This is a genomic window from Rhodococcus sp. PvR099 (assembly GCF_017833315.1).
GTDB classification, from domain to species: domain Bacteria; phylum Actinomycetota; class Actinomycetes; order Mycobacteriales; family Mycobacteriaceae; genus Rhodococcus_G; species Rhodococcus_G oryzae.
In genome coordinates, this window is the sequence record NZ_JAFIBV010000001.1 from 245,689 (window position 1) to 270,270 (window position 24,582).

29 protein-coding genes are annotated in these 24,582 nt (G+C 70.2%); 16 read left to right on the forward strand and 13 right to left on the reverse strand.

Translation table 11 applies throughout. The features are described from left to right. Positions 1-46 precede the first annotated feature (46 nt). Positions 47-832: a siderophore-interacting protein gene (locus JOE46_RS01230; protein ID WP_209925958.1), complete on the forward strand. Its 786-nt coding sequence runs from the start codon at positions 47-49 to the stop codon at positions 830-832. Here JOE46_RS01230 and JOE46_RS01235 read toward each other — a convergent pair. Together JOE46_RS01235 and JOE46_RS01240 are read right to left on the reverse strand one after the other, a co-directional pair. Next, positions 829-1,425, reverse strand: coding sequence for a hypothetical protein (locus JOE46_RS01235; protein WP_209925960.1), 597 nt, complete (start codon positions 1,423-1,425; stop codon positions 829-831). The two genes, JOE46_RS01230 and JOE46_RS01235, sit on opposite strands and share 4 nt — an antisense overlap. Before the next feature lie 67 nt (positions 1,426-1,492). Further along, complete coding sequence (locus tag JOE46_RS01240; RefSeq protein WP_209928897.1) at positions 1,493-2,680, reverse strand: multidrug effflux MFS transporter; 1,188 nt, start codon at positions 2,678-2,680, stop codon at positions 1,493-1,495. A gap of 84 nt (positions 2,681-2,764) precedes the next feature. Between JOE46_RS01240 and JOE46_RS01245 the strand changes: the two genes are divergently transcribed. After that, a complete protein-coding gene (locus tag JOE46_RS01245; RefSeq protein ID WP_209925962.1) occupies positions 2,765-3,715 on the forward strand; it encodes a tyrosine recombinase XerC in 951 nt (316 codons plus the stop codon). Positions 3,716-3,721: 6 nt separating this feature from the next. Here JOE46_RS01245 and JOE46_RS01250 read toward each other — a convergent pair whose 3' ends face one another. Then, the gene (locus JOE46_RS01250; RefSeq protein ID WP_209925964.1) at positions 3,722-4,084 is read right to left on the reverse strand and encodes a cupin domain-containing protein; all 363 of its coding nucleotides are present in this window, start codon (positions 4,082-4,084) and stop codon (positions 3,722-3,724) included. 384 nt (positions 4,085-4,468) lie between these two features. On the opposite strand from JOE46_RS01250, the gene JOE46_RS01255 reads away from it, so the two are divergent. After that, positions 4,469-5,446: a MinD/ParA family protein gene (locus tag JOE46_RS01255; RefSeq protein WP_307861339.1), complete on the forward strand. Its 978-nt coding sequence runs from the start codon at positions 4,469-4,471 to the stop codon at positions 5,444-5,446. Here the strand turns inward: JOE46_RS01255 and JOE46_RS01260 are convergent. Further along, positions 5,443-5,940 carry a M23 family metallopeptidase gene (locus JOE46_RS01260; protein ID WP_209925966.1) on the reverse strand — a complete coding sequence of 166 codons (498 nt, stop codon included), beginning with the start codon at positions 5,938-5,940 and terminating at the stop codon, positions 5,443-5,445. The genes JOE46_RS01255 and JOE46_RS01260 overlap by 4 nt on opposite strands. A gap of 271 nt (positions 5,941-6,211) precedes the next feature. On the opposite strand from JOE46_RS01260, the gene rpsB reads away from it, so the two are divergent. The 7 genes from rpsB to JOE46_RS01295 all read left to right on the forward strand — a co-directional run bounded on the left by rpsB (position 6,212) and on the right by JOE46_RS01295 (position 11,522). After that, entirely contained in the window at positions 6,212-7,084 is an 873-nt protein-coding gene (gene rpsB, locus JOE46_RS01265; RefSeq protein ID WP_209925968.1) for a 30S ribosomal protein S2, read from the forward strand. An 89-nt stretch (positions 7,085-7,173) separates the two neighbouring features. After that, entirely contained in the window at positions 7,174-7,998 is an 825-nt protein-coding gene (gene tsf, locus JOE46_RS01270) for a translation elongation factor Ts (protein ID WP_077041243.1), read from the forward strand. Positions 7,999-8,202: 204 nt separating this feature from the next. After that, on the forward strand, positions 8,203-8,946 hold the full coding sequence (gene pyrH / locus JOE46_RS01275; protein ID WP_077041244.1) for a UMP kinase: 744 nt from the start codon (positions 8,203-8,205) through the stop codon (positions 8,944-8,946). Positions 8,947-8,983: 37 nt separating this feature from the next. After that, positions 8,984-9,541: a ribosome recycling factor gene (frr, locus tag JOE46_RS01280; protein ID WP_097212693.1), complete on the forward strand. Its 558-nt coding sequence runs from the start codon at positions 8,984-8,986 to the stop codon at positions 9,539-9,541. Next, positions 9,541-10,404, forward strand: a complete 864-nt coding sequence (locus JOE46_RS01285) for a phosphatidate cytidylyltransferase (protein ID WP_257017551.1) — start codon at positions 9,541-9,543, stop codon at positions 10,402-10,404. The genes frr and JOE46_RS01285 overlap by 1 nt, the downstream gene beginning before the upstream one ends. A gap of 16 nt (positions 10,405-10,420) precedes the next feature. Beyond that, positions 10,421-11,125, forward strand: coding sequence for a class I SAM-dependent methyltransferase (locus JOE46_RS01290; RefSeq protein ID WP_209925970.1), 705 nt, complete (start codon positions 10,421-10,423; stop codon positions 11,123-11,125). Positions 11,126-11,171: 46 nt separating this feature from the next. Next, on the forward strand, positions 11,172-11,522 hold the full coding sequence (locus JOE46_RS01295; RefSeq protein WP_209925972.1) for an iron chaperone: 351 nt from the start codon (positions 11,172-11,174) through the stop codon (positions 11,520-11,522). Between the two features lie 93 nt (positions 11,523-11,615). Here the strand turns inward: JOE46_RS01295 and JOE46_RS01300 are convergent, their stop codons facing one another. The 6 genes from JOE46_RS01300 to JOE46_RS01325 form a co-directional block, all read right to left on the reverse strand. Next, on the reverse strand, positions 11,616-12,452 hold the full coding sequence (locus JOE46_RS01300) for an ABC transporter permease (protein ID WP_097212697.1): 837 nt from the start codon (positions 12,450-12,452) through the stop codon (positions 11,616-11,618). Next, entirely contained in the window at positions 12,449-13,249 is an 801-nt protein-coding gene (locus tag JOE46_RS01305; RefSeq protein ID WP_209925974.1) for an ABC transporter ATP-binding protein, read from the reverse strand. Before JOE46_RS01305 ends, JOE46_RS01300 begins: the two co-directional genes overlap by 4 nt. A 36-nt stretch (positions 13,250-13,285) precedes the next feature. After that, on the reverse strand, positions 13,286-14,125 hold the full coding sequence (locus tag JOE46_RS01310) for a DUF4097 family beta strand repeat-containing protein (RefSeq protein WP_097212699.1): 840 nt from the start codon (positions 14,123-14,125) through the stop codon (positions 13,286-13,288). 68 nt (positions 14,126-14,193) lie between these two features. Beyond that, positions 14,194-14,706: a YlcI/YnfO family protein gene (locus JOE46_RS01315; RefSeq protein WP_097212700.1), complete on the reverse strand. Its 513-nt coding sequence runs from the start codon at positions 14,704-14,706 to the stop codon at positions 14,194-14,196. A gap of 313 nt (positions 14,707-15,019) precedes the next feature. Then, positions 15,020-15,856 carry a CoA ester lyase gene (locus JOE46_RS01320; protein WP_374102911.1) on the reverse strand — a complete coding sequence of 279 codons (837 nt, stop codon included), beginning with the start codon at positions 15,854-15,856 and terminating at the stop codon, positions 15,020-15,022. 105 nt (positions 15,857-15,961) lie between these two features. After that, positions 15,962-16,345 (reverse strand): lipopolysaccharide assembly protein LapA domain-containing protein, encoded by a 384-nt coding sequence (locus JOE46_RS01325; RefSeq protein ID WP_097212702.1) that lies wholly within the window; start codon positions 16,343-16,345, stop codon positions 15,962-15,964. Positions 16,346-16,438: 93 nt separating this feature from the next. On the opposite strand from JOE46_RS01325, the gene rlmN reads away from it, so the two are divergent. Beyond that, a complete protein-coding gene (gene rlmN / locus JOE46_RS01330) occupies positions 16,439-17,548 on the forward strand; it encodes a 23S rRNA (adenine(2503)-C(2))-methyltransferase RlmN (RefSeq protein ID WP_097212703.1) in 1,110 nt (369 codons plus the stop codon). A 6-nt stretch (positions 17,549-17,554) separates the two neighbouring features. Here rlmN and JOE46_RS01335 read toward each other — a convergent pair whose 3' ends face one another. From JOE46_RS01335 to JOE46_RS01345, 3 genes are all read right to left on the reverse strand, one after another. Beyond that, positions 17,555-18,106, reverse strand: coding sequence for a hypothetical protein (locus tag JOE46_RS01335; RefSeq protein WP_209925979.1), 552 nt, complete (start codon positions 18,104-18,106; stop codon positions 17,555-17,557). Positions 18,107-18,228: 122 nt separating this feature from the next. Continuing rightward, positions 18,229-18,495: a DUF2631 domain-containing protein gene (locus tag JOE46_RS01340; RefSeq protein ID WP_223263706.1), complete on the reverse strand. Its 267-nt coding sequence runs from the start codon at positions 18,493-18,495 to the stop codon at positions 18,229-18,231. A gap of 68 nt (positions 18,496-18,563) precedes the next feature. Beyond that, complete coding sequence (locus JOE46_RS01345) at positions 18,564-19,109, reverse strand: DUF1990 family protein (protein ID WP_245220888.1); 546 nt, start codon at positions 19,107-19,109, stop codon at positions 18,564-18,566. A gap of 46 nt (positions 19,110-19,155) precedes the next feature. Here JOE46_RS01345 and JOE46_RS01350 point away from each other — a divergent pair, with 46 nt between their 5' ends. The 5 genes from JOE46_RS01350 to JOE46_RS01370 all read left to right on the forward strand — a co-directional run bounded on the left by JOE46_RS01350 (position 19,156) and on the right by JOE46_RS01370 (position 24,535). Then, on the forward strand, positions 19,156-19,962 hold the full coding sequence (locus JOE46_RS01350) for an NAD(P)H-binding protein (RefSeq protein ID WP_209925981.1): 807 nt from the start codon (positions 19,156-19,158) through the stop codon (positions 19,960-19,962). An 81-nt stretch (positions 19,963-20,043) separates the two neighbouring features. Continuing rightward, positions 20,044-21,192 carry a 1-deoxy-D-xylulose-5-phosphate reductoisomerase gene (gene dxr / locus JOE46_RS01355; RefSeq protein WP_257017554.1) on the forward strand — a complete coding sequence of 383 codons (1,149 nt, stop codon included), beginning with the start codon at positions 20,044-20,046 and terminating at the stop codon, positions 21,190-21,192. A gap of 6 nt (positions 21,193-21,198) precedes the next feature. Beyond that, positions 21,199-22,428 (forward strand): RIP metalloprotease, encoded by a 1,230-nt coding sequence (locus tag JOE46_RS01360; RefSeq protein ID WP_209925983.1) that lies wholly within the window; start codon positions 21,199-21,201, stop codon positions 22,426-22,428. 43 nt (positions 22,429-22,471) lie between these two features. Next, positions 22,472-23,632: a flavodoxin-dependent (E)-4-hydroxy-3-methylbut-2-enyl-diphosphate synthase gene (gene ispG / locus JOE46_RS01365; RefSeq protein ID WP_027499323.1), complete on the forward strand. Its 1,161-nt coding sequence runs from the start codon at positions 22,472-22,474 to the stop codon at positions 23,630-23,632. Between the two features lie 66 nt (positions 23,633-23,698). After that, positions 23,699-24,535 (forward strand): GNAT family N-acetyltransferase, encoded by an 837-nt coding sequence (locus JOE46_RS01370; RefSeq protein WP_097212707.1) that lies wholly within the window; start codon positions 23,699-23,701, stop codon positions 24,533-24,535. Positions 24,536-24,582: the final 47 nt, after the last annotated feature.

Sequence of the window (24,582 nt, forward strand, 5' to 3'; positions counted from 1 at the left end):
CAGCCGGTACTGTGTTAGGTAACGCTAACTAGCGAGAGGTGTCGGAATGGCCAGGCGAATCACCACACTCACGGTCTCGCGCACCGAGCGGCTGACCCCGCACCTGGTGCGCGTCTTCCTCGGCGACCCCGGATTCGAGGAGTTCGTCCCCAACGACTTCACCGACGCCTACGTCAAGCTGATTTTCGGGCCGGACGATGATCAGGTGCTGCGCACCTACACGGTGAGCTCCGTGGACGACGAAAACCGCGAGGTCGCCATCGATTTCGTGGTGCACGGCGACGAGGGAGTGGCCGCACCGTGGGCGGCGTCCGCCCAGCCGGGGGAGAGCGTGCGACTGTACGGGCCCGGCGGGGCCTATGCGCCGCGCGCGGACGCCGACTGGCACCTGCTCGCAGGCGACGAATCGGCCATCCCCGCGGTCGCGGCGGCGGTCGCGGCGCTGCCCGCGGACGCGGTGGCGCGGGTGGTGCTCGAGGTCGCGGGCCCGGACGACGAGGTGCCCCTGCCATCGCCCGCGCCAGTGCAGGTCACCTGGGTGCACCGCGGCGGCGCCGCCGACGAGGTGGGCGACGACCGGGCGGGCGACAACGCGCCGCTGATCGATGCGGTCAAGGCCGTGCCGTGGTTGCCCGGGCAGCCACACGTGTTCATCCACGGCGAGGCGCATGCCGTGATGCACGGTCTGCGCGCCTACATCCGCAAGGAGCGCGGGGTCGCCGCCGAATGGGCGTCGATCTCCGGCTACTGGCGACGCGGCCGCACCGAGGAGGGGTTCCGGGTGTGGAAATCGGAGCTCGCGGCCACCGAGAACCCGGAACGCCCGCGTTAGCCGACGGGGACCGGCGCACCGCGGCGAACCAGACGAATCCCGGTGCCGCTGAGCGTTATCGCGATGATCAGGCCCAGCGCGAGGCCGATGGCGGGGAAGCTGAGCCAGGTCGGTCCGAGGTCGACGTGCCACGGCAGTGATGCGGTGGTGGGATCGCCGGTCGGTGTTCGGTCCAGCGCGAAGGGCTGGCCCAGTTGGGGCGGATGGATGCCGCCGACGAGCGCGACGATCGCGCCGTAGACCAGGCCGCAGATCACGAAGACCGCGAACAACGGTCCTCGGCCGTCGCCCCCGCGGCGGACCAACCGCCAGCCGGACAACCCCACCAGCGCACCGACGGCGGCCAGCATCGTCGCACCGACGGCCGGGAAGATCAGCAGCGCCGGGAGCCACGGCGGGCCGGGGAAGTACATGAACCCGTAGTAGATCGTCCGCACGCCAAGGCGGCCGTTCGGCTCCGTGGGTGAGTAGTCGGCGTACGGGGTCGCGTGGCGCCAACCGATCGCGCCGAGCACCCCCGCGGCCAGCCCGAACACGGCCAGCGCGGCGACCAGTGCCAGGAACCTGCTGCCCGTCCCGTTGCGGTTGCTCACCGGATCATCATCGCGGACACCGGGTCCCAGACGGTGTAGTCGACGCCGGGCGCGTCACGCCGTCGGTCTAGACCCGGGCCGCCGCGACGTCGGCACCCGTGTCCGCCGGCTTTGCCGGCCTGCCAAGGGTGAGCAGCGCCGTCATCGCCGCGACCGCGCAGACCACGATGCCGATCGACATCCCCAGCGCGGACCCGCCGACCAGCGGCGAGATCAGCGCCGCCAGGCCGAACTGGCCCGCGCCCATCAGCGCGGACCCGGTGCCCGCGGCGGCCGTCACCTCGGACTGCCCGAGCGCGGTGGCGTTGCCCATGATGAATCCGAGGCTGGTGGTCACCAGGAACAGCAGGGGCAGCACGACCGCGGTCGCGGTGGCGCCGACGGTCACCTCGAGCAGCAGCAGGGTGCCTGCGATGAGCAGCATCGACACCCCGAACCTCAGCAGCTGGTGGGCGTGGAACCGCCCGATCAGTCTCGTGTTGACGATGCTGCCCGCGACGATGCCGATCGAGTTGACGCCGAACACGATCGAGAACTGACCGGGGGTCAGGCCGAGCACGTCCTGGACCACGAAGGGGGAGGCGGAGATGTAGGAGAACAGCGCGCCGAATCCGAACATGAACGTCAGCGCGTACCCGACGTAGCGGGGGTTGCCGGTCACGTACCGCATGTTGTGCGCGAGAGCCGAGAGTCCGCCGCCGTGCCTTCGTTCGACGGGCAGCGTCTCGGGCACCAGCGTGAGCACGCCGACGAGCATCACCACGGAGGCCGCGGCGAGCACCCAGAAGATGCCGCGCCAGCCGATCGGTCCGAGCAACGCGCCGCCCATCAGTGGGGCCAGCACGGGGGCGACGCCGCCGATGATCATCATGATGCTGAACAGCTTTGCGGCGTTGTCGCCCTTGGCCCGGTCGGCGATCACCGCGCGCGCCAACACGATTCCCGCGCCGCCGCTGAGGCCCTGCAGCAGTCGGGCGCCGATGAGCACCTCCGCCGATGGTGCGAGCGCGCAGGCCACGCCGCTGATCGCGCAGACGATGGTGCCGCCGATGAGCAGCTTGCGCCGCCCCCATACGTCGGAGAGCGGGCCGATGATCAGCTGGCCGATGCCGAGGCCCGCCATGAAGGTGGTCAGGGTGAGCTGGACCGTCGAGGCCGAGGTGCCGAGGTCCTCGCCGAGCGCGGGCAGGCCCGGCAGGTACATGTCCGTCGCGAGCGGCGCGATCGCGGACAGCAGGGCGAGGATCAACAGCATCGGGATCGGAATGGTTCGGCTCACATGAGGGACCCAGCGGCGCGGGTGCTTGATTTATTCCCGTCCGGGGGAGACGGTGCGAACATGAGTTCGCATGCGAAGCGGCAGGAACCGGGCGAGGTGCCAACGCGGTTGGCGTCGCACCTCGACGCCTACGGCGAGTACCTGTCGCTCGAGCGCGGCCGGTCCGAGCACACGGTCCGGGCGTATCTGGCCGATGCGCGGTCGCTGCTCGCGCACGTCGCGGCCGCCTCGCCGGAGGCGGATCTCGAGGACATCGACCTCCGGGCGTTGCGGTCCTGGCTGTCGGCGCAGGCGTCGGCGGGGGTGGCGCGCACCACCCTGGCCCGCCGAACCGCGGCCGCCCGCACGTTCACCTCCTGGCTGACCCGCACCCGCCGGATCCCGCGCGATCCCGGCGTCCGCCTCGTCGCGCCCAAGGCCCACCGCACCCTGCCTGCCGTGTTGCGCCAGGGCCAGGCGGCGGAGGCCATGCAGGCCGCGGAATCCGGTGCGGCGCAGCTCGAACCGATCGCGGTGCGGGACCGGCTTATCGTGGAGTTGCTGTACGCCAGCGGAATCCGGGTCGGGGAGCTGTGCGGCCTCGACCTCGACGACGTCGACCTCGAACGCCGGGTGCTCCTGGTGCTGGGCAAGGGCAACAAGCAGCGCTCGGTGCCGTTCGGGGGACCGGCGGCCGCCGCCGTCGACGCCTGGCTGACGTCGGGACGCCCCGCGCTGGTGAACGAGCGCTCCGGCCGGGCGCTGCTGCTCGGCCGGCGCGGTGGCCGGATCGATCAGCGGCAGGCCAGGAGCGTCGTGCACGAGGTCCTCGAGGCGGTGCCCGGCGCGCCGAGCCTCGGCCCGCACGGGCTGCGGCACTCGGCGGCGACCCACCTGCTCGAGGGCGGCGCCGATCTGCGGGTGGTGCAGGAGTTGCTCGGGCACAGCAGCCTGGCCACCACGCAGCTCTACACCCACGTGTCGGTGGCGCGGTTGCGCGCGGTGCACGATCAGGCGCACCCACGGGCCTGACGGCGGTTACTGCTTCGCGTAGTCGGCGAAGCCCTGCCAGTCCACCAGGATGCAGGCCTCGTCGCCGACCACCCACGCGTCGTGACCGGGCGGGGCGATCATCACGTCGCCGGGACCGAACTCCTGCCGTTCGCCGTCATCCATGACCACGACCATGCGTCCAGAGACGCAGTAGCCCACGTGGGCCGCCTGGCAGCTGTCGGTCTTGGCGATCGGCTTGACGTGGTCGGACCACTTCCAGCCGGGTTCGAAAACCCCACGCCCGACCGCTCCGCCTGCGAGGTCGACCAGATCGATCTTGCCCTTGCCGTCCGCGAACGGGCGGGTCTCCTCGGGTGAATCGAAACTCTTGCGAACCAATCCGGACATGGCTTGCCTCCTGTGGTTGCCTGTCACCGATGTTTCTCCCCGGCGGGGGGGCGATGTCCAGGCTCCACTTGGTAGCCTCGCCCAGACTGCTGCGGGTCGAACCCGCAGATCTGCCACACATTCGGGGGAATTGTGAACCGCGATCATTCGACGCCGGCCTGGCTGCAGGGAGCCGCCGCGCCCGCGGAGGAGCCGGCCTGGACGGATCGGAGTGCGCCGCCCGCCGCCGTGCCCGCGTGGTCGACAGCCGCCCCCGCCGCACCAGCGGCGCCCGCTGTGCCGGCCGCCTGCCCTCAGGAAACGTGGACCGGGCCCAACCGCGCCGTCGAACCCGACTGGGCACAGCCCGAACCCGCCCCGGTCGAGCAGACCTGGACCGAGCCGATCCGCCCACCGGCGCCGCCGCACCAGCCCACCAACCGGGACCTGGTCGCCGGGGCGCTGCTCAAGCGGCCGCGACGTGCCCCCGATGCCGGCTGGCGCGCTGCCGTGCACCGCATCTCCGGCGGGGTCATCAACCCCGGTCAGTCCGGCGAGGAACAGCGACTGCAGGCGCTTGTCGAGCGGATCAACCAGCCGATCCGAGGTGACTACCGGATCGCGTTCCTCTCGCTCAAGGGCGGAGTCGGCAAGACCACCACCACGGTCGGGCTCGGTTCGACCTTCGCCTCGATGCGCGGGGACCAGGTGATCGCGGTGGACGCGAACCCGGACATGGGCACCCTGGCGACCCGGGTCCCGCTGCAGACCGCCTCGACGGTGCGCGATCTGCTCGCCGACGCGCCGAACCTGCGCCGCTACTCCGATGTACGCAGGCACACCTCGCAGGCCGAGAGTCGGCTGGAGGTGCTGGCCAGCGAACAGGATCCGGCCATGTCGGAGGCGTTCAGCGAGGCCGACTACCGGTCGGTCATCGACATCCTGCAGGTGTACTACAACATCATCCTCACCGACTGCGGCACCGGCATCATGCACTCGGCGATGAACGGCGTTCTGCAGCTTGCCAATTCGCTCGTGCTGGTGAGCTCACCCGCGATCGACGGTGCCCGCAGCGCCGCGGCCACCCTGGACTGGCTGCAACATCACGGCTACGGGCACCTGGTCGAACGGACGGTCGTGGTGATCAGTTCGGCCCGGCCGGGCGCGTCGACGATCGATCTCGACGAGTTGAGCAGGCACTTCCTCGCCCGGTGCCGGGCCGTGCAGGTGGTGCCCTTCGACGAGCACCTGGCCGAGGGCGCCGAGATCGACCTCAACCTGCTCCGGCCCGCCACCCGACGGGCCTTCGTCGAGCTCGCGGCGATGGTCGCCGACGACTTCCCGGCTTCCTCGGGCAGGCATGCCGTCGCCGAGTGGAGCTAGTTCCGCCTGCCCTCCGCGCCCAGCGGCTTGAGCCGGACCGGCGCCGTGCGCACCAGGCCGAGCGGGTCGAGGTACTCGCGGCCCCGCCGCAGCCCCCAGTGCAGGCACGTCCCGCACCCGGGATGTCCGGGCTCCAGGGTGCCGAGCGGCGTTCCGCGCCCCACCCGCCCGCCGACGGCGACCGCCGCGCGGACCGGCTCGTAGGTGGTCCGCAGCCCGCCGGGGTGATCGATCGAGACCACCGGCTTGCCCGCCACCACGCCCGCGAACGCCACCACCCCCTCGCCCGCCGCGAGCACCGCCTGGCCGGGGCTGCCGACCAGGTCGACGCCGCGGTGCCCGGGCAGCCAGTCGTGTTCGGGTGGGTCGAAGGCCCGCGCGAGCGCCGGGCGCGGACGCAGCGGCCAGGAGTAGCCGTCGGGCGCGGCCGTGCTCGGTGACGGACCACCGAGCAGGACGATCGCGCACAATCCGAGAACGGTCAGGATCCGCATCACTTCACCCTGGGCCACGCCGGGTCGCCGCCGGGGCCGCGTCGGGCGATCTGTGGACAGATCGGCTGTCCACAGCGCTGGTTATGACCTGCTGGTGTCAGCCCGTACACTGTCCATGCGGTCTGTGCACGCACAGTCCGACTTCGCGCGCCCGCGCATGAACAGCGGCCTCCGGCTGGTCCTGCACTCGTGCAGGTCCGGGGGCTGGCGGGCGCCAGGGCAGGGATCACCGATCGCCTGCGTCAACCGGCTATGAAAGAGGTACACAGCCATGGCTGTCGTAACCATGAAGCAGATGCTCGACAGTGGTACCCACTTCGGGCACCAGACCCGTCGCTGGAACCCGAAGATGAAGCGTTTCATCCTCACGGACCGCAACGGCATCTACATCATCGACCTGCAGCAGACCCTCACGTACATCGACAAGGCGTACGAGTTCGTCAAGGAGACCGTTGCCCACGGCGGCACCGTCCTCTTCGTCGGCACCAAGAAGCAGGCGCAGGAGTCCATCGCCGAAGAGGCGACCCGCGTGGGCATGCCCTACGTGAACCAGCGCTGGCTCGGCGGCATGCTGACCAACTTCACCACCGTCCACAAGCGTCTGCTGCGTCTCAAGGATCTCGAGGCGATGGAGCAGACCGGTGGCTTCGAGGGTCGCACCAAGAAGGAAATCCTCATGCTCACGCGTGAGATGACCAAGCTCGACCGCACCCTCGGTGGCATCCGGGACATGGCCAAGGTCCCGTCGGCCATCTGGGTCGTCGACACCAACAAGGAGCACCTCGCGGTCTCCGAGGCCCGCAAGCTGAACATCCCGGTCATCGCGATCCTGGACACCAACTGCGATCCCGACCTGGTCGACTACCCGATCCCGGGTAACGACGACGCGATCCGCTCCGCCGCTCTGCTGACCAAGGTCGTCGCCTCCGCGGTGGCCGAGGGCCTGCAGGCCCGCGCGGGCCGCGGTTCCGCGGACGACGCGAAGCCCGAGGCCGGCGCCGAGCCGCTCGCCGAGTGGGAGCAGGAGCTGCTCTCGCAGGCCGCCCCCGCCGCCGAGGCGGAGGCAGCAGCCGAGGCTCCCGCAGCTGAGGCTCCCGCAGCCGAGGCGACCGAGGCTCCCGCAGCCGAGGCCCCGCAGGCCTAGTGACTCGGCCCTGACCTTCCAAGGTCAGGGCCGCTTCACTTCATGCTCCACCCCAGGCATCGAATCTCACTCAAGGAGGCTCGCCCCCAATGGCGAACTACACCGCCGCTGACGTGAAGCGGCTCCGCGAGCTCACCGGCTCCGGAATGATGGATTGCAAGAACGCGCTTGCCGAGACGGACGGCGACTTCGACAAGGCCGTCGAGCTGCTCCGCATCAAGGGCGCCAAGGACGTGGGCAAGCGCGCCGAGCGCACCACGGCCGAGGGCCTGGTCGTCGCCAAGGACGGCGTCATGGTCGAGCTCAACTGCGAGACCGACTTCGTCGCCAAGAACGCCGAGTTCCAGGAGCTCGCGGACAAGGTCGTCACCGCGGCCGCCGCCGCCAAGCCTGCCGACCTCGACGCACTCAAGGCCGCCTCCGCGGGCGACCAGACCGCTGACGAGCTCGTCGCGGCGCTGTCCGCGAAGATCGGCGAGAAGCTCGAGCTGCGTCGCGTCGTCGCGTTCGACGGCCCGGTCGCGACCTACCTGCACAAGCGCAGTGCCGACCTGCCGCCCGCCGTCGGCGTCCTGGTCGAGTACCAGGGCGAGGGCGACGCCGCTGCGGAGGCCGCTCGCGCCGCCGCCATGCAGGTCGCCGCGCTCAAGGCGAAGTACGTCACCCGTGACGAGGTCCCCGCGGAGATCGTCGAGGCCGAGCGCCGCGTCGCCGAGGAGACCGCCAAGGAGGAGGGCAAGCCCGAGGCTGCACTCCCCAAGATCGTCGAGGGCCGTGTCAACGGCTTCTTCAAGGATGTCGTGCTCACCGAGCAGTCGTCCGTCACCGACTCGAAGAAGACCGTCAAGGCCCTTCTCGACGAGGCCGGCGTGACCATCACCCGCTTCGCGCGGTTCGAGGTCGGCGCCAGCTAGACGGCACCAGCTCCACCGAAAGGCCCCGCCCCGGTTTCCGGGTGCGGGGCCTTTCTGCGTGTGCCGCGCGCGTCGTCGGCCCCGGGCGCCGTTCGCGGGGGTGGATAAGGCAGGATGGAGTGGTCATCTGTGGCCAGAACACCGGGTGGCCCATTCATGCTGGCCACACACCGCCCAGCGCGGCACCGACGATCGAGGAGAGCCATGACCGAACCCGCACCGACCGATTCCGCGCCCCGACGGGACGGCTTCAAGCGCGTCCTCCTCAAGCTCGGTGGCGAGATGTTCGGTGGTGGCGAGGTCGGACTGGACCCCGACGTGGTGCAGACCGTGGCTGAGCAGATCGCCGATGTCGTCAACTCCGGCGTGCAGGTCGCGGTCGTCATCGGCGGCGGCAACTTCTTCCGCGGCGCCGAACTGCAGCAGCGCGGCATGGACCGGTCCCGGTCCGACTACATGGGCATGCTCGGCACCGTGATGAACTGCCTTGCGCTGCAGGACTTCCTCGAGAAGCAGGGCGTCGCCACCCGCGTGCAGACCGCCATCACCATGGGCCAGGTCGCCGAGCCGTACCTGCCGCTGCGGGCGCGCAGGCACCTCGAGAAGGGCCGCGTCGTCATCTTCGGTGCCGGCATGGGCATGCCGTACTTCTCCACCGACACGACGGCCGCGCAGCGCGCCCTCGAGATCGGGGCAGAGGTCGTGCTGATGGCCAAGGCCGTCGACGGCGTCTACACCGCGGATCCGCGCGAGGACCCGGACGCGACCATGTACACCGACATCACCCACCGCGAGGTCATCGAGCAGGGACTGAAGGTGGCCGACGCCACCGCGTTCAGCCTGTGCATGGACAACCAGATGCCGATGTTGGTGTTCAACCTGCTCACCGAGGGGAACATCGCGCGCGCGGTGGCCGGTGAGAAGATCGGAACACTCGTCAAGTCATGAACCATCCCACCGCACCCGCCGAGCCTGGAGGAACACCGTGATTGATGAAGCTCTCTTCGACGCCGAGGAGAAGATGGAGAAGGCCGTCGCGGTGGCCAAGGAGGACCTCGGCGGAATCCGCACCGGCCGGGCGAACCCGGGCATGTTCAACCGGATCGTGATCGAGTACTACGGGTCGATCACGCCGATCACCCAGCTGGCGAGCATCAACGTGCCCGAGGCGCGGATGGTCATCATCAAGCCCTACGAGGCCGCGCAGCTCGGTCCGATCGAGACCGCGATCCGCAACTCGGACCTGGGGCTCAACCCCAGCAACGACGGCAGCATCATCCGCATCTCGGTGCCGCAGCTGACCGAGGAACGTCGCCGCGAGTTCGTCAAGCAGGCGAAGGGCAAGGGCGAGGACGCCAAGGTCTCCATCCGCAACGTCCGCCGCAAGGCGATGGACGAGCTCTCGCGCATCCAGAAGGACGGCGACGCGGGCGAGGACGAGGTCGGGCGCGCCGAGAAGGAACTCGACAAGACCACCGCCAAGTATGTGGCGCACATCGACGAACTTGTGAAGCACAAGGAAGCTGAATTGCTGGAGGTTTAGTGTCAACCGAAGGCTCGGCGCCCCAGGGCGCCGCCGCGGCCGTGAACGCCAAGGCAGGACGCGACCTGCCCGCGGCGATCGGGGTCGGCGTTGGACTCGGGGCGATGCTCGTCGTCGCGCTGCTCTACGTCCCGAACCTGTTCTTCGCCATCGTGGCGGCCGCCATGGCCGTCGCGACGTGGGAGGTCACCAAGCGGCTGCGCGAGGGCGGGATCGCGGTCCCGTTCGTCCCGCTGCTGCTCGGTGGGCAGGCCACGATCTGGCTGGGCTGGCCGTACGGCACCACCGGCGTACTCGGTGGGTTCGCAGGCACAGTGCTCGTGTGCATGGTGTGGCGACTGCTGCAGGGCGGGCTGAAGGCCACCCCGCAGAACTTCCTCCGCGACACCGGTGTCGCGGTCTTCGTCGCCGCGTGGATCCCGCTGCTTGCCTCGTTCGCGACGCTGATGGTGCGTCAGGAGGACGGTCCGGGACGGATCTTCTGCCTGATCATCGGGGTGGTGTGCTCCGACGTCGGCGGCTACGCGGCGGGTGTGCTGTTCGGCAAGCACCCGATGGTGCCCGCGATCAGCCCGAAGAAGTCCTGGGAGGGCTTCGCCGGTTCCCTGCTCTTCTGTGTGATCGGCTCGGTCCTCACCGTCACCCTCATCCTCGATGCCGACGCGGTGGTCGGTGTGGTGCTCGGCGTCGTGCTGGTCCTGGTGGCCACCACCGGCGACCTGATCGAGTCGCAGGTCAAGCGCGAGCTCGGCATCAAGGACATGGGCACGCTGCTGCCAGGGCACGGCGGGATCATGGACCGGCTGGACTCGCTGCTGCCGTCCGCGTTCGTCACCTGGCTGGTGTTCACCGCGCTGCTGTGACCGTGCGAGCGCAGTCGTGACGGCACCGATCCCGAGCCCCAACATCTGGCACTGGCCGGACGTCTACGAGGTGGAGAACCGCGCCCAGGACGCCGACGGCGCCGTCTTCGCGGAGTTGCGGCGGGTCGCGGACTGGGCCGGGCGCGACGTGCTGGACCTCGGCTGCGGCACCGGTTTCCACCTACCGGTTTTCGCGGCGGGGGCCCGGTCGGTGGTCGGCGTCGAGCCGCACCCACCGCTGGTCGACCGGGCGCGCAGGCGCACGGCGGGACTCGACACCGTCACGGTGCTGGCGGGCTCCGCCGAGCGGATCCCGCTGCCCGAGAACTCCGTGGACATCGTGCACGCGCGGACCGCGTACTTCTTCGGCGCGGGCTGCGGGCCGGGCATCATCGAATCAATGCGGGTCCTGCGGCCAGGGGGAGTGCTCGCGGTGGTCGACCTGGACGCCACCGTCGGCCCGTACGGCGAGTGGATGCGCACGGACCTGCCGCACTACGACCCGGCCGGGGTCGAGTCCTTCTTCGCCGCACAGGGATTCGAGCTCTCGCGGGTGCGGACCCGGTGGGAGTTCGACAGCAGGGGGTCCCTGCGCGCCGTGCTCGGGATCGAGTTCAGCGGAAAGATCGCGCAGCGCGCCTATGCGCAGACCCCGGGACTGTCGCTCGAGGTCGGCTACCGGATCCACACCAGGCGCGCGCCCGCCGGATTGCTGTATTGAGTCGATCCGCCTGCCCGAGACCGCCGGGCGGGGGCATGATGGCCCGATGGCTGAGCTGACCGATTATCTGGCGACGCTCGACGAACCCGAGCGGTCGTTGCTCGACGGCATCCGGGTGCGCGTGCTGGAACTGGCCCCCGACGCGACCGAGGGCGTGAGCTACGGCATGCCGGCGTTGCGCTACCGGGACAAGCCGCTGCTCGCCGTGCGCGCCGCGGCCACGCACCTGTCGGTGTTCCCGTTCAGCGCGGCGGTCGTCGAGGCGGTCGCGCCCGAGCTGGGCGGCTACTCGCTCTCGAAGGGCACGATCAGGTTCACCGCGGACCGGCCGCTGCCGCCGCAGGTGCTCACCCGCATCATCGCCCTGCGCCGCGAGGAGATCGATGCCGCGCGCTGACCGGTTCGCGACCCAACCGATCCCCTCCACCAACGAGCTGTGAGGGCCACTCCGGGAGATTCCCCGGTGTGACCCTGACAGCTCGTGGATGGTTCAGAGGCGACGCTCGCGGCGGTAGAGCGAGCGCGCCCATGCGTATCCGGCGACGCCGATCGCCACGGTCCAGCCGACGGCCTGCGCAACCACCGCTCCCTCGAGCCCCGCGCCGCCGGCGAGCAGCCCGCGCACGGTCTCGATGATCGGCGTGAACGGCTGGTACTCCGCAAACCAGCGCACCGCCGTCGGCATGGTCTCGACCGGCACGAACCCGCTACCGAGGAAGGGCAGCAGCAGCAGGATCATCGGGGTATTGCTGGCCGTCTCCACGCTGCGAGCGTTCAGCCCCATGGCGACGCACAGCCAGCTGAGGGCGAGGCCCAGCAGCACGAACAGACCCAGGAGCGCGGCCCAGTCGAGCACGTCGGCGTCGGGACGGTAGCCCATCGCGAGTGCGGCGCCGAGCACGAGGACGAGCGCTGCCAGCGACTGGAGCACCGTGCCGAGCACCTGCCCGGAGAGCACGGACCCCGGCGAGATCGCCATGGTCTTGAACCGCGCCATGATCCCGCTCGCGGCGTCCATGGCGGCGCTGATGGCCACGGACTGTCCCGCGCCGACGATGGTGAGGATGAACAGGGTGGGCGTGATGTAGTCCAGGTACGCCGCTCGCCCGTCGGCACCGGGGGCGACCCCTGGCATGACGCCTGCGCCGAGGGCGCCGCCGAAGATGTACACGAACAGCACGAGCATCACCAGCGGGCCGGCGACGAGGAACATGGTGAGCCCCGGGTAGCGCACCGCGCGAAGGAGGTTGCGCCGCAGCATGGTGAGGACATCCGTCGCCGGGCGCGAGCGCAGGGTGGCGGGAGCGGTGGTGGCGATGGTGGTCATCGGACGTTCTCCTCGGTGGTGGCGGGGTCGTTCTCGGTCTCGGTGGGGGGCTCGGTGAGGGCGAGGAACACGTCGTCGAGCGAGCCGGTGTCGTGCGCGGCCTTGAGTTCGGCGGGCGTCCCCTCGGCGACGATGCGGCCTTCGTTCAGAACGGCGACCGAGTCGGCGAGCTTGTCGGCCTCCTCGAGGTACTGCGTGGTGAGCAGGATCGTGGTGCCCGCGGCGACGAGCGTCCGCACCTCGTCCCACAGGACTCGACGGCTGCGCGGGTCGAGGCCCGTCGTCGGCTCGTCGAGGAACACCACGGACGGTGCGCCGACGAGCGTCATCGCGAGGTCGAGCTTGCGTTTCATGCCGCCGGAGAAGGTCGCCACGGGCTTGCGCGCGGCGTCGGCGAGGTCGAAGCGCTCGAGCAGGTCGGTGATCCGGCGGCGTCCCTCGGTGCGGCCGAGGTGGTTGAGGTCGGCCATGAGCCGCAGGTTCTCGGTGGCGTTGAGCAGCTCGTCGACGGCGGTGATCTGGCCGGTCACGCCGATGGACGCGCGCACCGCCTCGGGCTCACTCGCCACGTCGTGGCCCGCGACGCGGACCGTGCCCGAGTCGGCGGCGAGCAAGGTGGACATCACGCCGACGGCGGTGGTCTTGCCTGCCCCGTTGGGGCCGAGCAGGGCGGTCACGGAGCCGGCAGGGACGATCAGGTCGACGCCGTCGAGCACGAGCTGCTCGCCTGCCTTCGACCGGTACGACTTGCGCAGACCGGCGACCTCGATCGCGGGACCGCGGACGGTGGTGGTCATGGGTTCTCCTTCGATGGTGGGTTGTTGGGGCTCGGTTCAGGCGTGCGGACGTCGGACGACGATGTCGCCGTAGGTGCTGCTGATTCGTGCCTCGACGGTCCTGTCGTTCTCGTCGGGGCCCGTGGCGTCGTGCAGGAGGTTGCGGACCTTGCCGTGCTGCGCGGTGGCGTCGAGCCAGGCGGCCGTGCCCTCGGGCACCCCGACCTCGATCGCGCCGGTCGAGCTCTCGAGCTGGACCCGGCCGCTGATGGCCTGCTCGACGCGGATGTTTCCGTGCGCGGACCGGGCAGTGGTGTCACCGAGCGACCGCTCGATCGTGATGGGCCCGTGGGCACCGTTCACCCGCAGGATCCCGGTGGACTGGCCGATCTCGGTGGGGCCGTTCGGGTTCTTGATGCTGGCGTCTCCGTCGAGCTCGCGGATGCGCACGCCGCCTGCGGTGACGACGATCTCGCTGGAGCCGAGGGCGCGTCCCACGACGACGGAGCCCGCCGTCGCGCGGAGGTCGAGCCGGCCGGCCTCGTCGATCCGGACGTCGCCCGCGCGGCTCGTGAACGAGCAGGCGCCGAGCCGACCCTGGGCGAACAGGGGGCCGAGCGCGCCGCCCTGCAGGGCGGAACCGGTCGGGAGCTCGATCGTGATGTCGACGGCGGACTTGGTGAGGTATTTCCACCTGGTGTTCGTCTGCACGGTGAGGGTGCCGTCGTGGAAGTCGATGCGGGTCTCCTCGGCGGCCTTGACATCGCCGGACTTGTTCGGGTCGTTGGGGCGGACGGTGACCACGGTGTCGGCGCGATCGCTGGCGACGAGGTTGACGGCGCCTGCGGCGATATCGACGGCGACGGTGATCGATTCTGGGGTCGCGAAAATAGGCATGGTGTGTCCTCGGGGTGTGGTGTCGGCCCCTGTGGGCGGGGCGCGGGTCTGGGGTTCGGGGTGTTAGATCAGCGCACCCAGCCGGTCAGCCGACCGGCGGTGCTGGAGGTGCGTGCTGTTGCGCGGGACGGTGCGGCGGGCTGAACAGCGGCCGCGACCGCGCGCACGAGCCAGGTGTTGAGGGATACGCCCTCACGGGCCGCCGCCGCCTCGACCTGGGCCTTGAGCTGGTCGGGGAGGCGGAGCGTGGTGCGGGACGTGCTGACGTCGTCGGGGTCGAGGGGCGTGGGCAGCGCGGGCTCCGCCGTCGCGGGCTCTGCGTTGTCGAATGCCGAGGCCGGCGGGGGAGTGACGACGAACTCCGGGTCACGGCCCTGGAGGCGCACGTCGACGGACCCGGGGGCGAGCTCGGCCGTGATCTCGTTCGCCGCTGTCGAGAGCGCCTCGAGCAGCACGAGTCGGACGGCGGCGTCGAGCGGGGCGGTCAGGCGGTCGGCGAGCTCACGTGCCTCGTCGCCGCCTGCGGCGGCTGCGGTGGCGAGCTGGTGCTGTAGCTCGTCGACGTATCTTGTCAGGTTCATGACACCACTATGACACCACTCGGGTGTCGGCACAAGGGGTGGGGTGTCACTTCTGGCATCACAGTGGTGTCACTGTGATGCGAAATTGATAAATATGCAGGTCAAGGCGATCTTATGCTCGCGAAGAAGATTTTGGAGATGCGACGCAATGGGGCGTTCTTGGGGAGTTTTGGGCATGACGACGGTGCCTGCGGCCGCGACGACACCACGGGTTGTCGCGGCGACACCACTCGAGCCCGCGCGGATTCACCGAAAAGGCCCAGGTCCCGCGATCGGGACCTGGGCCGTGTTCGGCGAATCGCGGAGCCGGGGCCTAGTCCAGGCCGAACGACCTGGCGAGGTCCGCGACCTTCTTCGCCTTGGCCAGGCGCGGCAGGTCGCTGCCGTCACGCACGTGTTCGCCGTCCTCGCCGAGTTCGGCGATCACATCTCGTGCCCAGACGACATCGTCCTGGCTCGGGCTCAGCGCCCGATTGACCGCGAGGGCCTGATCGGGGTGCATGCAGAGCTTGCCGGTCAGCCCCATGGACGCGGTGAGCGCCGAATCGCGTTGCAGGACGGTCTCGTTCGTGCTGATGGTCGGGCCGTCGATCGGTCCGGTGAGCCGGGCCGCGCGGCTGGCGACGACGAGGCGGGACCGCGGGTACGCCATCGCCATCGGGTCGTCGCTCATGCCGGTGTCGCGGCGGAAGTCGCCGCTGCCGAACGCGAGCCGGAACACCCCGTCCGCCCTGGCGATCTCGGGCGCGGCCTCCAGGCCCATCGCCGATTCGATCAACGCGAGGATGCGGGTGCCCTCGGGCAGCCGGTCCGCGGTCGCGTCGACCTGGTTGCCGCTCTCGGTCTTGGCGAGCATCACCCCGGCCAGGCCGGGAGCCGCCGCGAGGGCCGCGAGGTCGTCGGCCCAGTAGGGCGTGGTGGCGTCGTTGATGCGGACCCAGGCGCTGCCGCCGCGGCTGAGCCACTCGACCACCCGGGCGCGGGCCGCGGGCTTGGCGGGCGGGGACACCGCGTCCTCGAGGTCGAGGATCACCGCGTCCACCCCGGATTCGGCGGGTGGTGTGAAAGCCTCGGGCTTGGTGGCGGGCACCAGCAGCCAGGACCGGGCGAGATCGGGTGGGGCGGCAACCCCTCGACGCTCCGCGTGAATGGTCACAGCAACTCCTCCGATGATCGGGACGACGTCTTTCATCGTCCTCTCGCCGGGGGTGCCGAGCCAGTTTGCGTAAGTAATGTGCGCCGTCGCACAGGCGGGTCAGTGGGTGGTGGAACTGGCCTTCTTCGCCAACCGGCGGATCTGCACGATGCGGACGCCGCCCGCGAGGGCCATGATCAGCGCGCCCGCGATCGCGGCCAGCAACAGGCTCACGCCGAGCGGCAGCGAGAACTCCCAGAAGAACAGCTTGAGCCCGACCTTGTCGAGGTTCTGCAGGATGAACACCAGCAGCAAGATCAGGACCAGGACGCCGATGACCAGGCCGGTCCAGGTGGCGGCTGCCTTGGTATGCCCGAGGCTGGTGTGCCGATCGAGTGCGGCCTGGGCGGGGTCCACCGGCGGCTCGGCGGCGGGCGCCGGCTGGGTCGCACCACGCGGGTCGTCGCTCAGGTCGTCCGGGTTGGGTCCGTCGCTGTGCGCCATGCCCCGATCATTTCGCACCGGATGTGTGATTGCACGCGCATCGCGACGAGAATTCGCATGTCGCGGGTGCCGGATGGGACACTGGAGCACACTATGGCCGTTTCAGTCCCGCTCGTGTTCAACGCTCCGCGTCGCGGCATGCCGCCGACGCACCTCGCCGACCTCGACTCCGAGGGCAGGAAGGCGGCCGTTCAGGAGCTGGGCCTGCCCGGATTCCGGGCGGATCAGCTGGCCCGTCAGTACTACGGCCGGCTCGAGGCCGATCCCGAGAAGATGACGGACCTGCCCGCGTCGGTGCGCGAGAAGGTGAGTGAGGCGCTATTCCCGACGCTGCTCACCGCGGTCAAGCACGTCGCATGCGACGACGGCACCACCCGCAAGACGCTGTGGAAGGCGAACGACGGCACGCTGCTCGAGAGCGTGCTCATGCGCTACCCGGACCGCGCGACGCTGTGCATCTCCAGCCAGGCCGGCTGCGGGATGGCGTGCCCGTTCTGCGCGACCGGCCAGGCCGGACTGACCAGGAACCTCTCCACCGCCGAGATCGTGGATCAGGTCCGCTCGGCGGCCGCGGCGATGCGGGACGGCGACGTCGCGGGTGGCGAGGGCCGGCTCTCGAATGTGGTCTTCATGGGTATGGGGGAGCCGCTCGCGAACTACAAGCGGGTGGTCGCCGCGGTCCGGCGGATCACCTCGCCCGCGCCGGACGGCCTCGGGCTGTCGCAGCGCTCGGTGACCGTGTCGACGGTCGGGCTGGCGCCCGCCATCCGCAAGCTCGCCGACGAGGGGCTGTCGGTGACGCTCGCGGTGTCGCTGCACACCCCGGACGACGAGCTGCGCGACACCCTGGTCCCGGTCAACAACCGCTGGACTGTCGCCGAGGTGCTCGACGCCGCCAAGTACTACGCCGATCAGACCGGTCGCCGGGTGTCGATCGAGTATGCGCTGATCCGGGACATCAACGACCAGCCGTGGCGCGCCGACATGCTCGGCAAGAAGCTGCACAAGGCGCTGGGCTCGCGAGTGCACGTGAACCTGATCCCGTTGAACCCGACACCGGGCAGCAAGTGGGACGCGAGCCCCAAGGACGTCGAGCGTGAGTTCGTGCGCCGGGTCGTCGCGCAGGGCGTGTCCTGCACCGTCCGTGACACCCGCGGCCAGGAGATCGCCGCGGCCTGCGGGCAGCTCGCCGCCGAGAACTGAGCTCGTTCAGCGGAACTGGGTGATCGCGGGGTATCCGCGTTCCTGGCCCTGCGCGGCGAGTGAGGTCAGTGAGGCGAGGATTCGCGGGGTGGACACCCGAATCCACGCGAACTGGCCCAGCAGGAAGACCGCGGTCGCGACGTAGAACCAGCGGGGTTCGTTGACGGCGGCGTTGACGACGAGGCCCGCGGCCAGGATCAGGAACGCCCATGACGAGGATTGCGCGCGGGTACGCTCGGTGATCTCGCTTCCGATCATCGATCCCCACTGCTCCTGGTCGAGGTGCTCGGGGAGGCGGCCGGTGTCGATCGCCGCGAAAAAGGTCCGCATCGTCGCGGTATCGCGATAGCGGCGTCGGCGATGGACGGTGCTGAATGCGATGGCGACCCCGGCGCCCAGCCCGAACGCCAGGCCGAGCACGACCGTGCCGATCCCTACATCGAGGCCGAGGGTGCCGAGAAGCGCCACAGCGAGAGCGCAGGTGATGAAGGCGCACATGGCCCCGACCGCCCACGGCGGTGCGAACCGCAGTGCCCGTAGACAGTTGACGACGCTCATTGGATTCCCCCCGTTCGCGCGCCCCCCGGCGCGCATCGCACCCGGGACACTATCCGAGCCTCGACGCACAACGGCCGCGCGGCTCCGAGGGGAGCGGCGCGGCCGTTGTGGAAAGTGTTTGGCTACCGGGGCTTGCGGCGACGGATGATGTCGCGCACGAGCAGGAACACCATGCCGGCGGAGATTCCGACGAGCCACAGGTCCTCGACCTTGCCCTCGTGGTTGCCGATCGTGTAGACGAGCAGGAAGGCTGCGAAGAACCAGCCAAGGAAGCGGAACAGTCGCGGCGCTTCGCCGCTCCAGCCCCAGGCTGCGGACGGAACTTCTGCCGTGTCGACGTGTGCGGCGACGAGGGGCTCGTTCACGCTGGGATCCAGCTCGGTGGCCACGGTCGATCCTCCTGCTCGTACGGGTGTGCGTGTGCCTGCATATCGTGGCATACGACCGTGCGTCGTACCTAGCTGGGTCGGCGCGCCAGGGGAGCTCGCGTGAACGCGTCGAGGTAGCGGCGCGTGATCAACCGCTGCACCACCCGATTCGCCGGGCCGAAGAGCCGGGTGAGCGCACCGCCGCCGGTCGAAAAGGCGTCGATGACCACCCGCACCCGGCCGTCCTCGCCGAGCTCGATCGCGAAGCGTTCCTCGCCGCGCTCGGGGTGTCCGGGCAGAGTGCCGTAGGCGAAGCCGGACCGCCGCGGCTCGTCTATCCGGTACACCACCCGGCACGGCGCCGTGACGGCCAGCGGACCCGGTCCGAGCCGCAGGATCACGACGGCGCCCTCGACGGCCTCATCGTCGGTGGCCCGCACGCGCAGTCCGGCGCGGCGGTGCATGTCCCACTGCAGCAGTACGCGTTTCGCCCGCTCGAAGTCCTCGACGCCGACTCCGATGACGGCGCTCTCGTGCACGTGGTGGTACCCGTCGGGCAGCACGGCGCGGGTGCCGCCGACCTCGGGGTAGGTCAGCCGCGCGGTCTGCAGCCTGGCGAGATCCATACCCGCCATCCTGGCAGGGTGGCCGGGTGGCGGCCTGAACCGTACGGTGTACTACATGACGATTCTGGTGACCGGATCCACCGCGAACATCGGCCGACTGGTCGTCGACCACCTCCTGGCGGCAGGCGCAACCGATGTCCGGGCCCTGACGAACAACCCCAGAAAGGCGATGCTGCCGAGTGGCGTCGAGGTCGCCGAGGGCTACCTGCGCAGGCCCGAGTCGCTGCCCGCCGCCTTCGATGGGGTGGAGAGGATGTACCTGGCGCCGACCCCGGACACCGTCGAGGAGGTGGTGTCGCTGGCCGCCGAGGCCGGGGTCCGGCACATCGTGGACCTGTCCGGGGAGCACGAATCGTGGTGGGGCGCGGTCACCTCGGCCGTCGAGCGGTCCGGGATCGCCTGGACACACCTGTGGGCGGGGGAGTTCCTCGAGAACGACCTCGTGTGGGGTGACCAGGTGCGACGCACCGGACAGGTGCGCGACCCGTACCCCGATGTGGTCAGCGCGCCGATCGCGATGGACGACATCGCCAGGGTCGCCGCGTCCGTGCTGCTCGGCAGTGGGCACGAGGGCCGCACCTACGAGCTGACCGGGCCGACGGCCCTCTCGCGCGCCGAGCGGGTGCACGAACTCGGCGCGGTGCTGGGCCGGCCCGTGGAGTACGTCCGGGTGCCGGTCGAAGAGGCCGTCGAGATCCTCGAGCCGGTCATGGGTGTGAATGCCCGGTTCTACCTCGAGACCGCCGTCGCGTCGCTGGTCGGTGCGCCGCAGCGGGCGACCGCCACGGTCGCGGAGGTCACAGGACGCCCGGCCACGACCTTCGCGCAGTGGGCCGCGGCCAACGCCGACACCTTCCGTTAGGCCGCGCGTAGGTATCACTTCGACGCCCCGCATCGGTGTCCTGTCAGCTTCTTCTCAGGTGCCGTCGTGAACAATGGACGGGTGGCAGAACCTACGCGCGTGCTCCTGCTCGGCAGCACCGGATCAATCGGCACCCAGGCCCTCGAGGTCATCGCGGCCAATCCCGACAAGTTCACCGTCGTCGGTCTGGCCGCGGGCGGCGGCAACATCGACCTGCTGGCCCGCCAGATCCGCGAGACCGGGGTGAGCGCGGTCGCGGTCGCCGACCCCGAGGCTGCCGCCCGTCTCGACGGCCCCGCCCTCAGCGGCCCCGGCGCCGTCACCGAACTGGTCCGGACCACCGAGGCGGACGTGGTGCTCAACGCTCTCGTCGGCTCCCTCGGCCTCGAACCGACGCTCGCGGCGCTCGAATCCGGCGCTCGACTGGCGCTGGCGAACAAGGAGTCGCTCGTCGCGGGCGGCCCGCTGGTCACCGCCGCGGCGGCGCCCGGTCAGATCGTGCCGGTGGACTCCGAGCACTCGGCGCTTGCGCAGTGCCTGCGCGGCGGGCGCGCCGAGGAGGTGGACCGGCTGGTGCTCACCGCCTCCGGGGGCCCGTTCCGCGGCTGGACCGCCGACGCCCTCGAGGCCGTCACCCCCGAGCAGGCGGGCGCACACCCGACCTGGTCGATGGGCCCGATGAACACGCTCAACTCGGCGACCCTGGTCAACAAGGGCCTCGAACTGATCGAGACCCACCTGCTGTTCGGCATCGACTACGACCGCATCGACGTCACCGTGCACCCGCAGTCGATCGTGCACTCGATGGCCACCTTCACCGACGGCTCCACCCTCGCCCAGGCCAGCCCGCCGGACATGAAGCTGCCGATCGCGCTGGCGCTCGGCTGGCCGGACCGGGTACCCGGTGCCGCCGCGGCCTGCGACTTCTCCACCGCGTCGACCTGGACGTTCGAGCCGCTCGACGCATCGGTGTTCCCGGCCGTCGACCTGGCCAGGGCGGCAGGTAAGGCCGGCGGCTGCCTGACCGCGGTCTACAACGCGGCCAACGAGGTCGTCGCGCAGGCGTTCCTCGACGGGATCGTCCGGTTCCCGGCGATCGTGCGCACCGTCGAACGCGTTCTCGCTGGTGGCGACGAGTGGACCGCGCCACCGGCTACCGTGGAGGATGTGCTCGCCGCGGACGGGTGGGCGCGCGCACGGGCACACGAGCTCGTCAAGCAGGAGGACTAGAGCCGCATGGTGTTCGTCATAGGTGTGGTGCTGTTCGCGTTGGGCATCACGGTCTCCATCGCTCTGCACGAGGCCGGCCACATGTGGACCGCCCGTGCGCTGGGGATGAAGGTCCGCCGCTACTACATCGGCTTCGGGCCGAAGGTCTTCTCCTTCCGCCGCGGCGAGACGGAGTACGGACTCAAGGCGATCCCCGCCGGTGGCTTCTGCGACATCGCGGGCATGACCCAGCACGACGAGCTCGCGCCCGACGAGATCGACCGGGCGATGTACAAGCAGAAGACGTGGAAGCGACTGGTCGTCATGTCCGGCGGCATCGCGATGAACTTCATCTTCGGCTTCGTGCTCGTCTACATCCAGGCCGTCGGCTGGGGGCTGCCGAACACCGAGACCAGGGCCGTCGTCGAGGGCGTCACCTGCGTGGCGCCGACCCAGAGCGGCAAGGACGGCGACTACGCGCTTGCGGACTGCACCGGCGAGGGGCCCGCGCAGCAGGCGGGCATCCTGCCCGGCGACGTGGTCGTCGCGGTCAACGGGACGCCGACCTCGACCTTCGGTGACGTCGTCAAGGCCACGCAGCCGCTCTCGGGCACCGCGGAGTTCACCGTCGACCGTGACGGTCAGACCCAGGTGGTCGACGTGCAGGTGCAGCAGGCGCAGCGCTGGGTCAACAACCCCGACTCCACGAACAGCAACCCGCTGCCGCCCGTCTCCCGCGACGTCGGCGCGATCGGCATCAAGGCGCCGCCGACGTTCCTCGAGTACTCGGCGCTCTCCGCCATCCCGGGCAGTTTCGTCTACACCGGCGATGTCTTCGTCCGCAGCGTCGATGCCCTGGTCCAGATGCCGTCGAAGGTCGCGGACCTGTGGACCGCCGTCACCGGCGGCGAACGCGACATCGAGACCCCGATCAGCGTCGTCGGCGCCTCCGTCATCGGCGGCCAGATGGCCGAACGCGGTTACATCGACCTGTTCATCGGGTTGCTGGCGACGCTGAACTTCTTCCTCGGCATCTTCAACCTGCTGCCGCTGCTGCCGCTCGACGGCGGGCACATGGCGGTGACCATCTACGAGAAGATCCGCGACTCGATCCGCGCGCGCCGCGGCCTGCCCGCGGGCGGACCCGTCAACTACATGAAGCTGATGCCGATCACCTACGTGGTCATCGCGTTGGGCGGCGCGTACATGCTGCTCACGCTGACCGCGGACATCGTCAACCCGATCAAGATCTTCTAGTGCTCGCTAAACTTGTCCTGACGCTACGAAAGAAGGCATCCACGTGACCAGCCCCGTCGGATTGGGCATGCCCGAAGGCCCGGCCGCCGTCCTCGCGCCGCGCCGCAAGACCCGACAGCTCCAGGTCGGATCGGTCGGGGTCGGCAGCGACTTCCCGGTGTCGGTGCAGTCGATGTGCACCACCAAGACGCACGACGTCAACGCCACCCTCCAGCAGATCGCCGAGCTCACCGCGTCCGGCTGCGACATCGTGCGGGTGGCATGCCCCCGCCAGGAGGACGCCGACGCGCTGGCGACGATCGCGAAGAAGAGCCAGATCCCGGTCATCGCGGACATCCACTTCCAGCCGCGGTATATCTTCGCCGCCATCGACGCCGGGTGCGCGGCGGTGCGGGTGAACCCCGGCAACATCAAGGAGTTCGACGGTCGGGTCGCCGAGGTGGCCAAGGCCGCGGGCGACGCGGGCATCCCGATCCGGATCGGCGTCAACGCCGGTTCGCTCGACCCGCGCCTGATGCAGAAGTACGGCAAGGCCACCCCGGAGGCGCTCGTCGAGTCGGCGCTGTGGGAGGCGGGCCTGTTCGAGGAGCACGGCTTCGGCGACATCAAGATCTCGGTCAAGCACAACGACCCGGTGATCATGGTCGAGGCCTACCGCCAGCTCGCCGCGCAGTGCGACTACCCGCTGCACCTCGGCGTGACCGAGGCGGGCCCCGCGTTCCAGGGCACCATCAAGTCCGCGGTCGCGTTCGGTGCGTTGCTCTCGGAGGGCATCGGCGACACCATCCGCGTCTCGCTGTCCGCGCCGCCCGCCGAGGAGATCAAGGTCGGCACGCAGATCCTGCAGTCGCTCAACCTGCGTCCGCGCAAGCTGGAGATCGTGTCCTGCCCGTCCTGCGGGCGCGCCCAGGTGGACGTCTACACGCTCGCCGAGCAGGTGACCGCCGGCCTCGAGGGCATGGAGATCCCGCTGCGGGTGGCCGTGATGGGCTGTGTCGTCAACGGTCCCGGTGAGGCCCGCGAGGCCGACCTCGGCGTCGCGTCCGGCAACGGGAAGGGCCAGATCTTCGTCAAGGGCAAGGTCATCAAGACGGTGCCCGAGGCGATGATCGTGGAAACGTTGATCGAGGAGGCGATGCGGATCGCCGAGGAGTTCGGCGAGGACCAATCTGCATCGGGTTCCCCGGTCGTTACCGTCAGCTGAAACTCGCACGTATCGTGGGAACACCAGACAATTCGAATCCCGACGACCCGACGCGGGGGTGACTCGGTGCTCAAACTGCTCGGCGCCAGGCAGCTCGGTGCGCGCGACAGGGTGCACGTGCTGCGCGTGCTGGACGCCGACCCGATCGCCTCGTGCATGGTCGCGGCGCGGATCCAGGACCTAGGGATCGACCCGCGAGCGATCAATGGCGAGCTCTGGAGCAGGGGCGGCCCGGCCGAATCGCTGTGCTTCTCGGGCGCGAACATGGTTCCGCTGCGCGGCGACCTCGACGACCTGCGGGCCTTCGCGGACCGGGCGTGCCGGGGACCGCGGATGTGTTCGTCGGTGGTCGGCCGCAGCGAGCTGGCGCTGCCGCTGTGGGAGATGCTCGAGACCGACTGGGGTCCGGCGCGCGAGGTGCGCGCCGAGCAGCCGCTGCTCGCGCTCTCGGCGCCGCCCGTCGTCGCGCCGGATCCCTACGTGCGTCCGGTGCGGATGGATCAGCTCGAGCCGTACCTCACGGCCGCGGTCGCGATGTTCATCGAGGAGGTCGGGGTCGACCCGCGCTCCAACGACGGTGGCCGCGGCTACCGGCGGCGGGTCGCGGGCCTGATCGCCGCGGGTCGGGCCTGGGCCAGGTTCGACGGCGAGGAGGTGACCTTCAAGGCGGAGGTCGGCTCGATGTCCGCGCAGGTCGGCCAGATCCAGGGCGTGTGGGTGCACCCGCAGTACCGGGGCCACGGTCTCGGCGCGGCCGGGACCGCCGCGGTGGCGGCGGCGGTGGTGGCGTCCGGCCGCACCGCGAGCCTCTACGTGAACAGCTTCAACCACCAGGCGCGGCGGACCTACCAGCGCATCGGGTTCACCCAGGTCGGCACCTTCTCGACGGTCCTGCTGGACTAGCGGCTTCGCCGCCCGCGCGCGAGTGGTACCCCGGTCGGGGTGAAAAG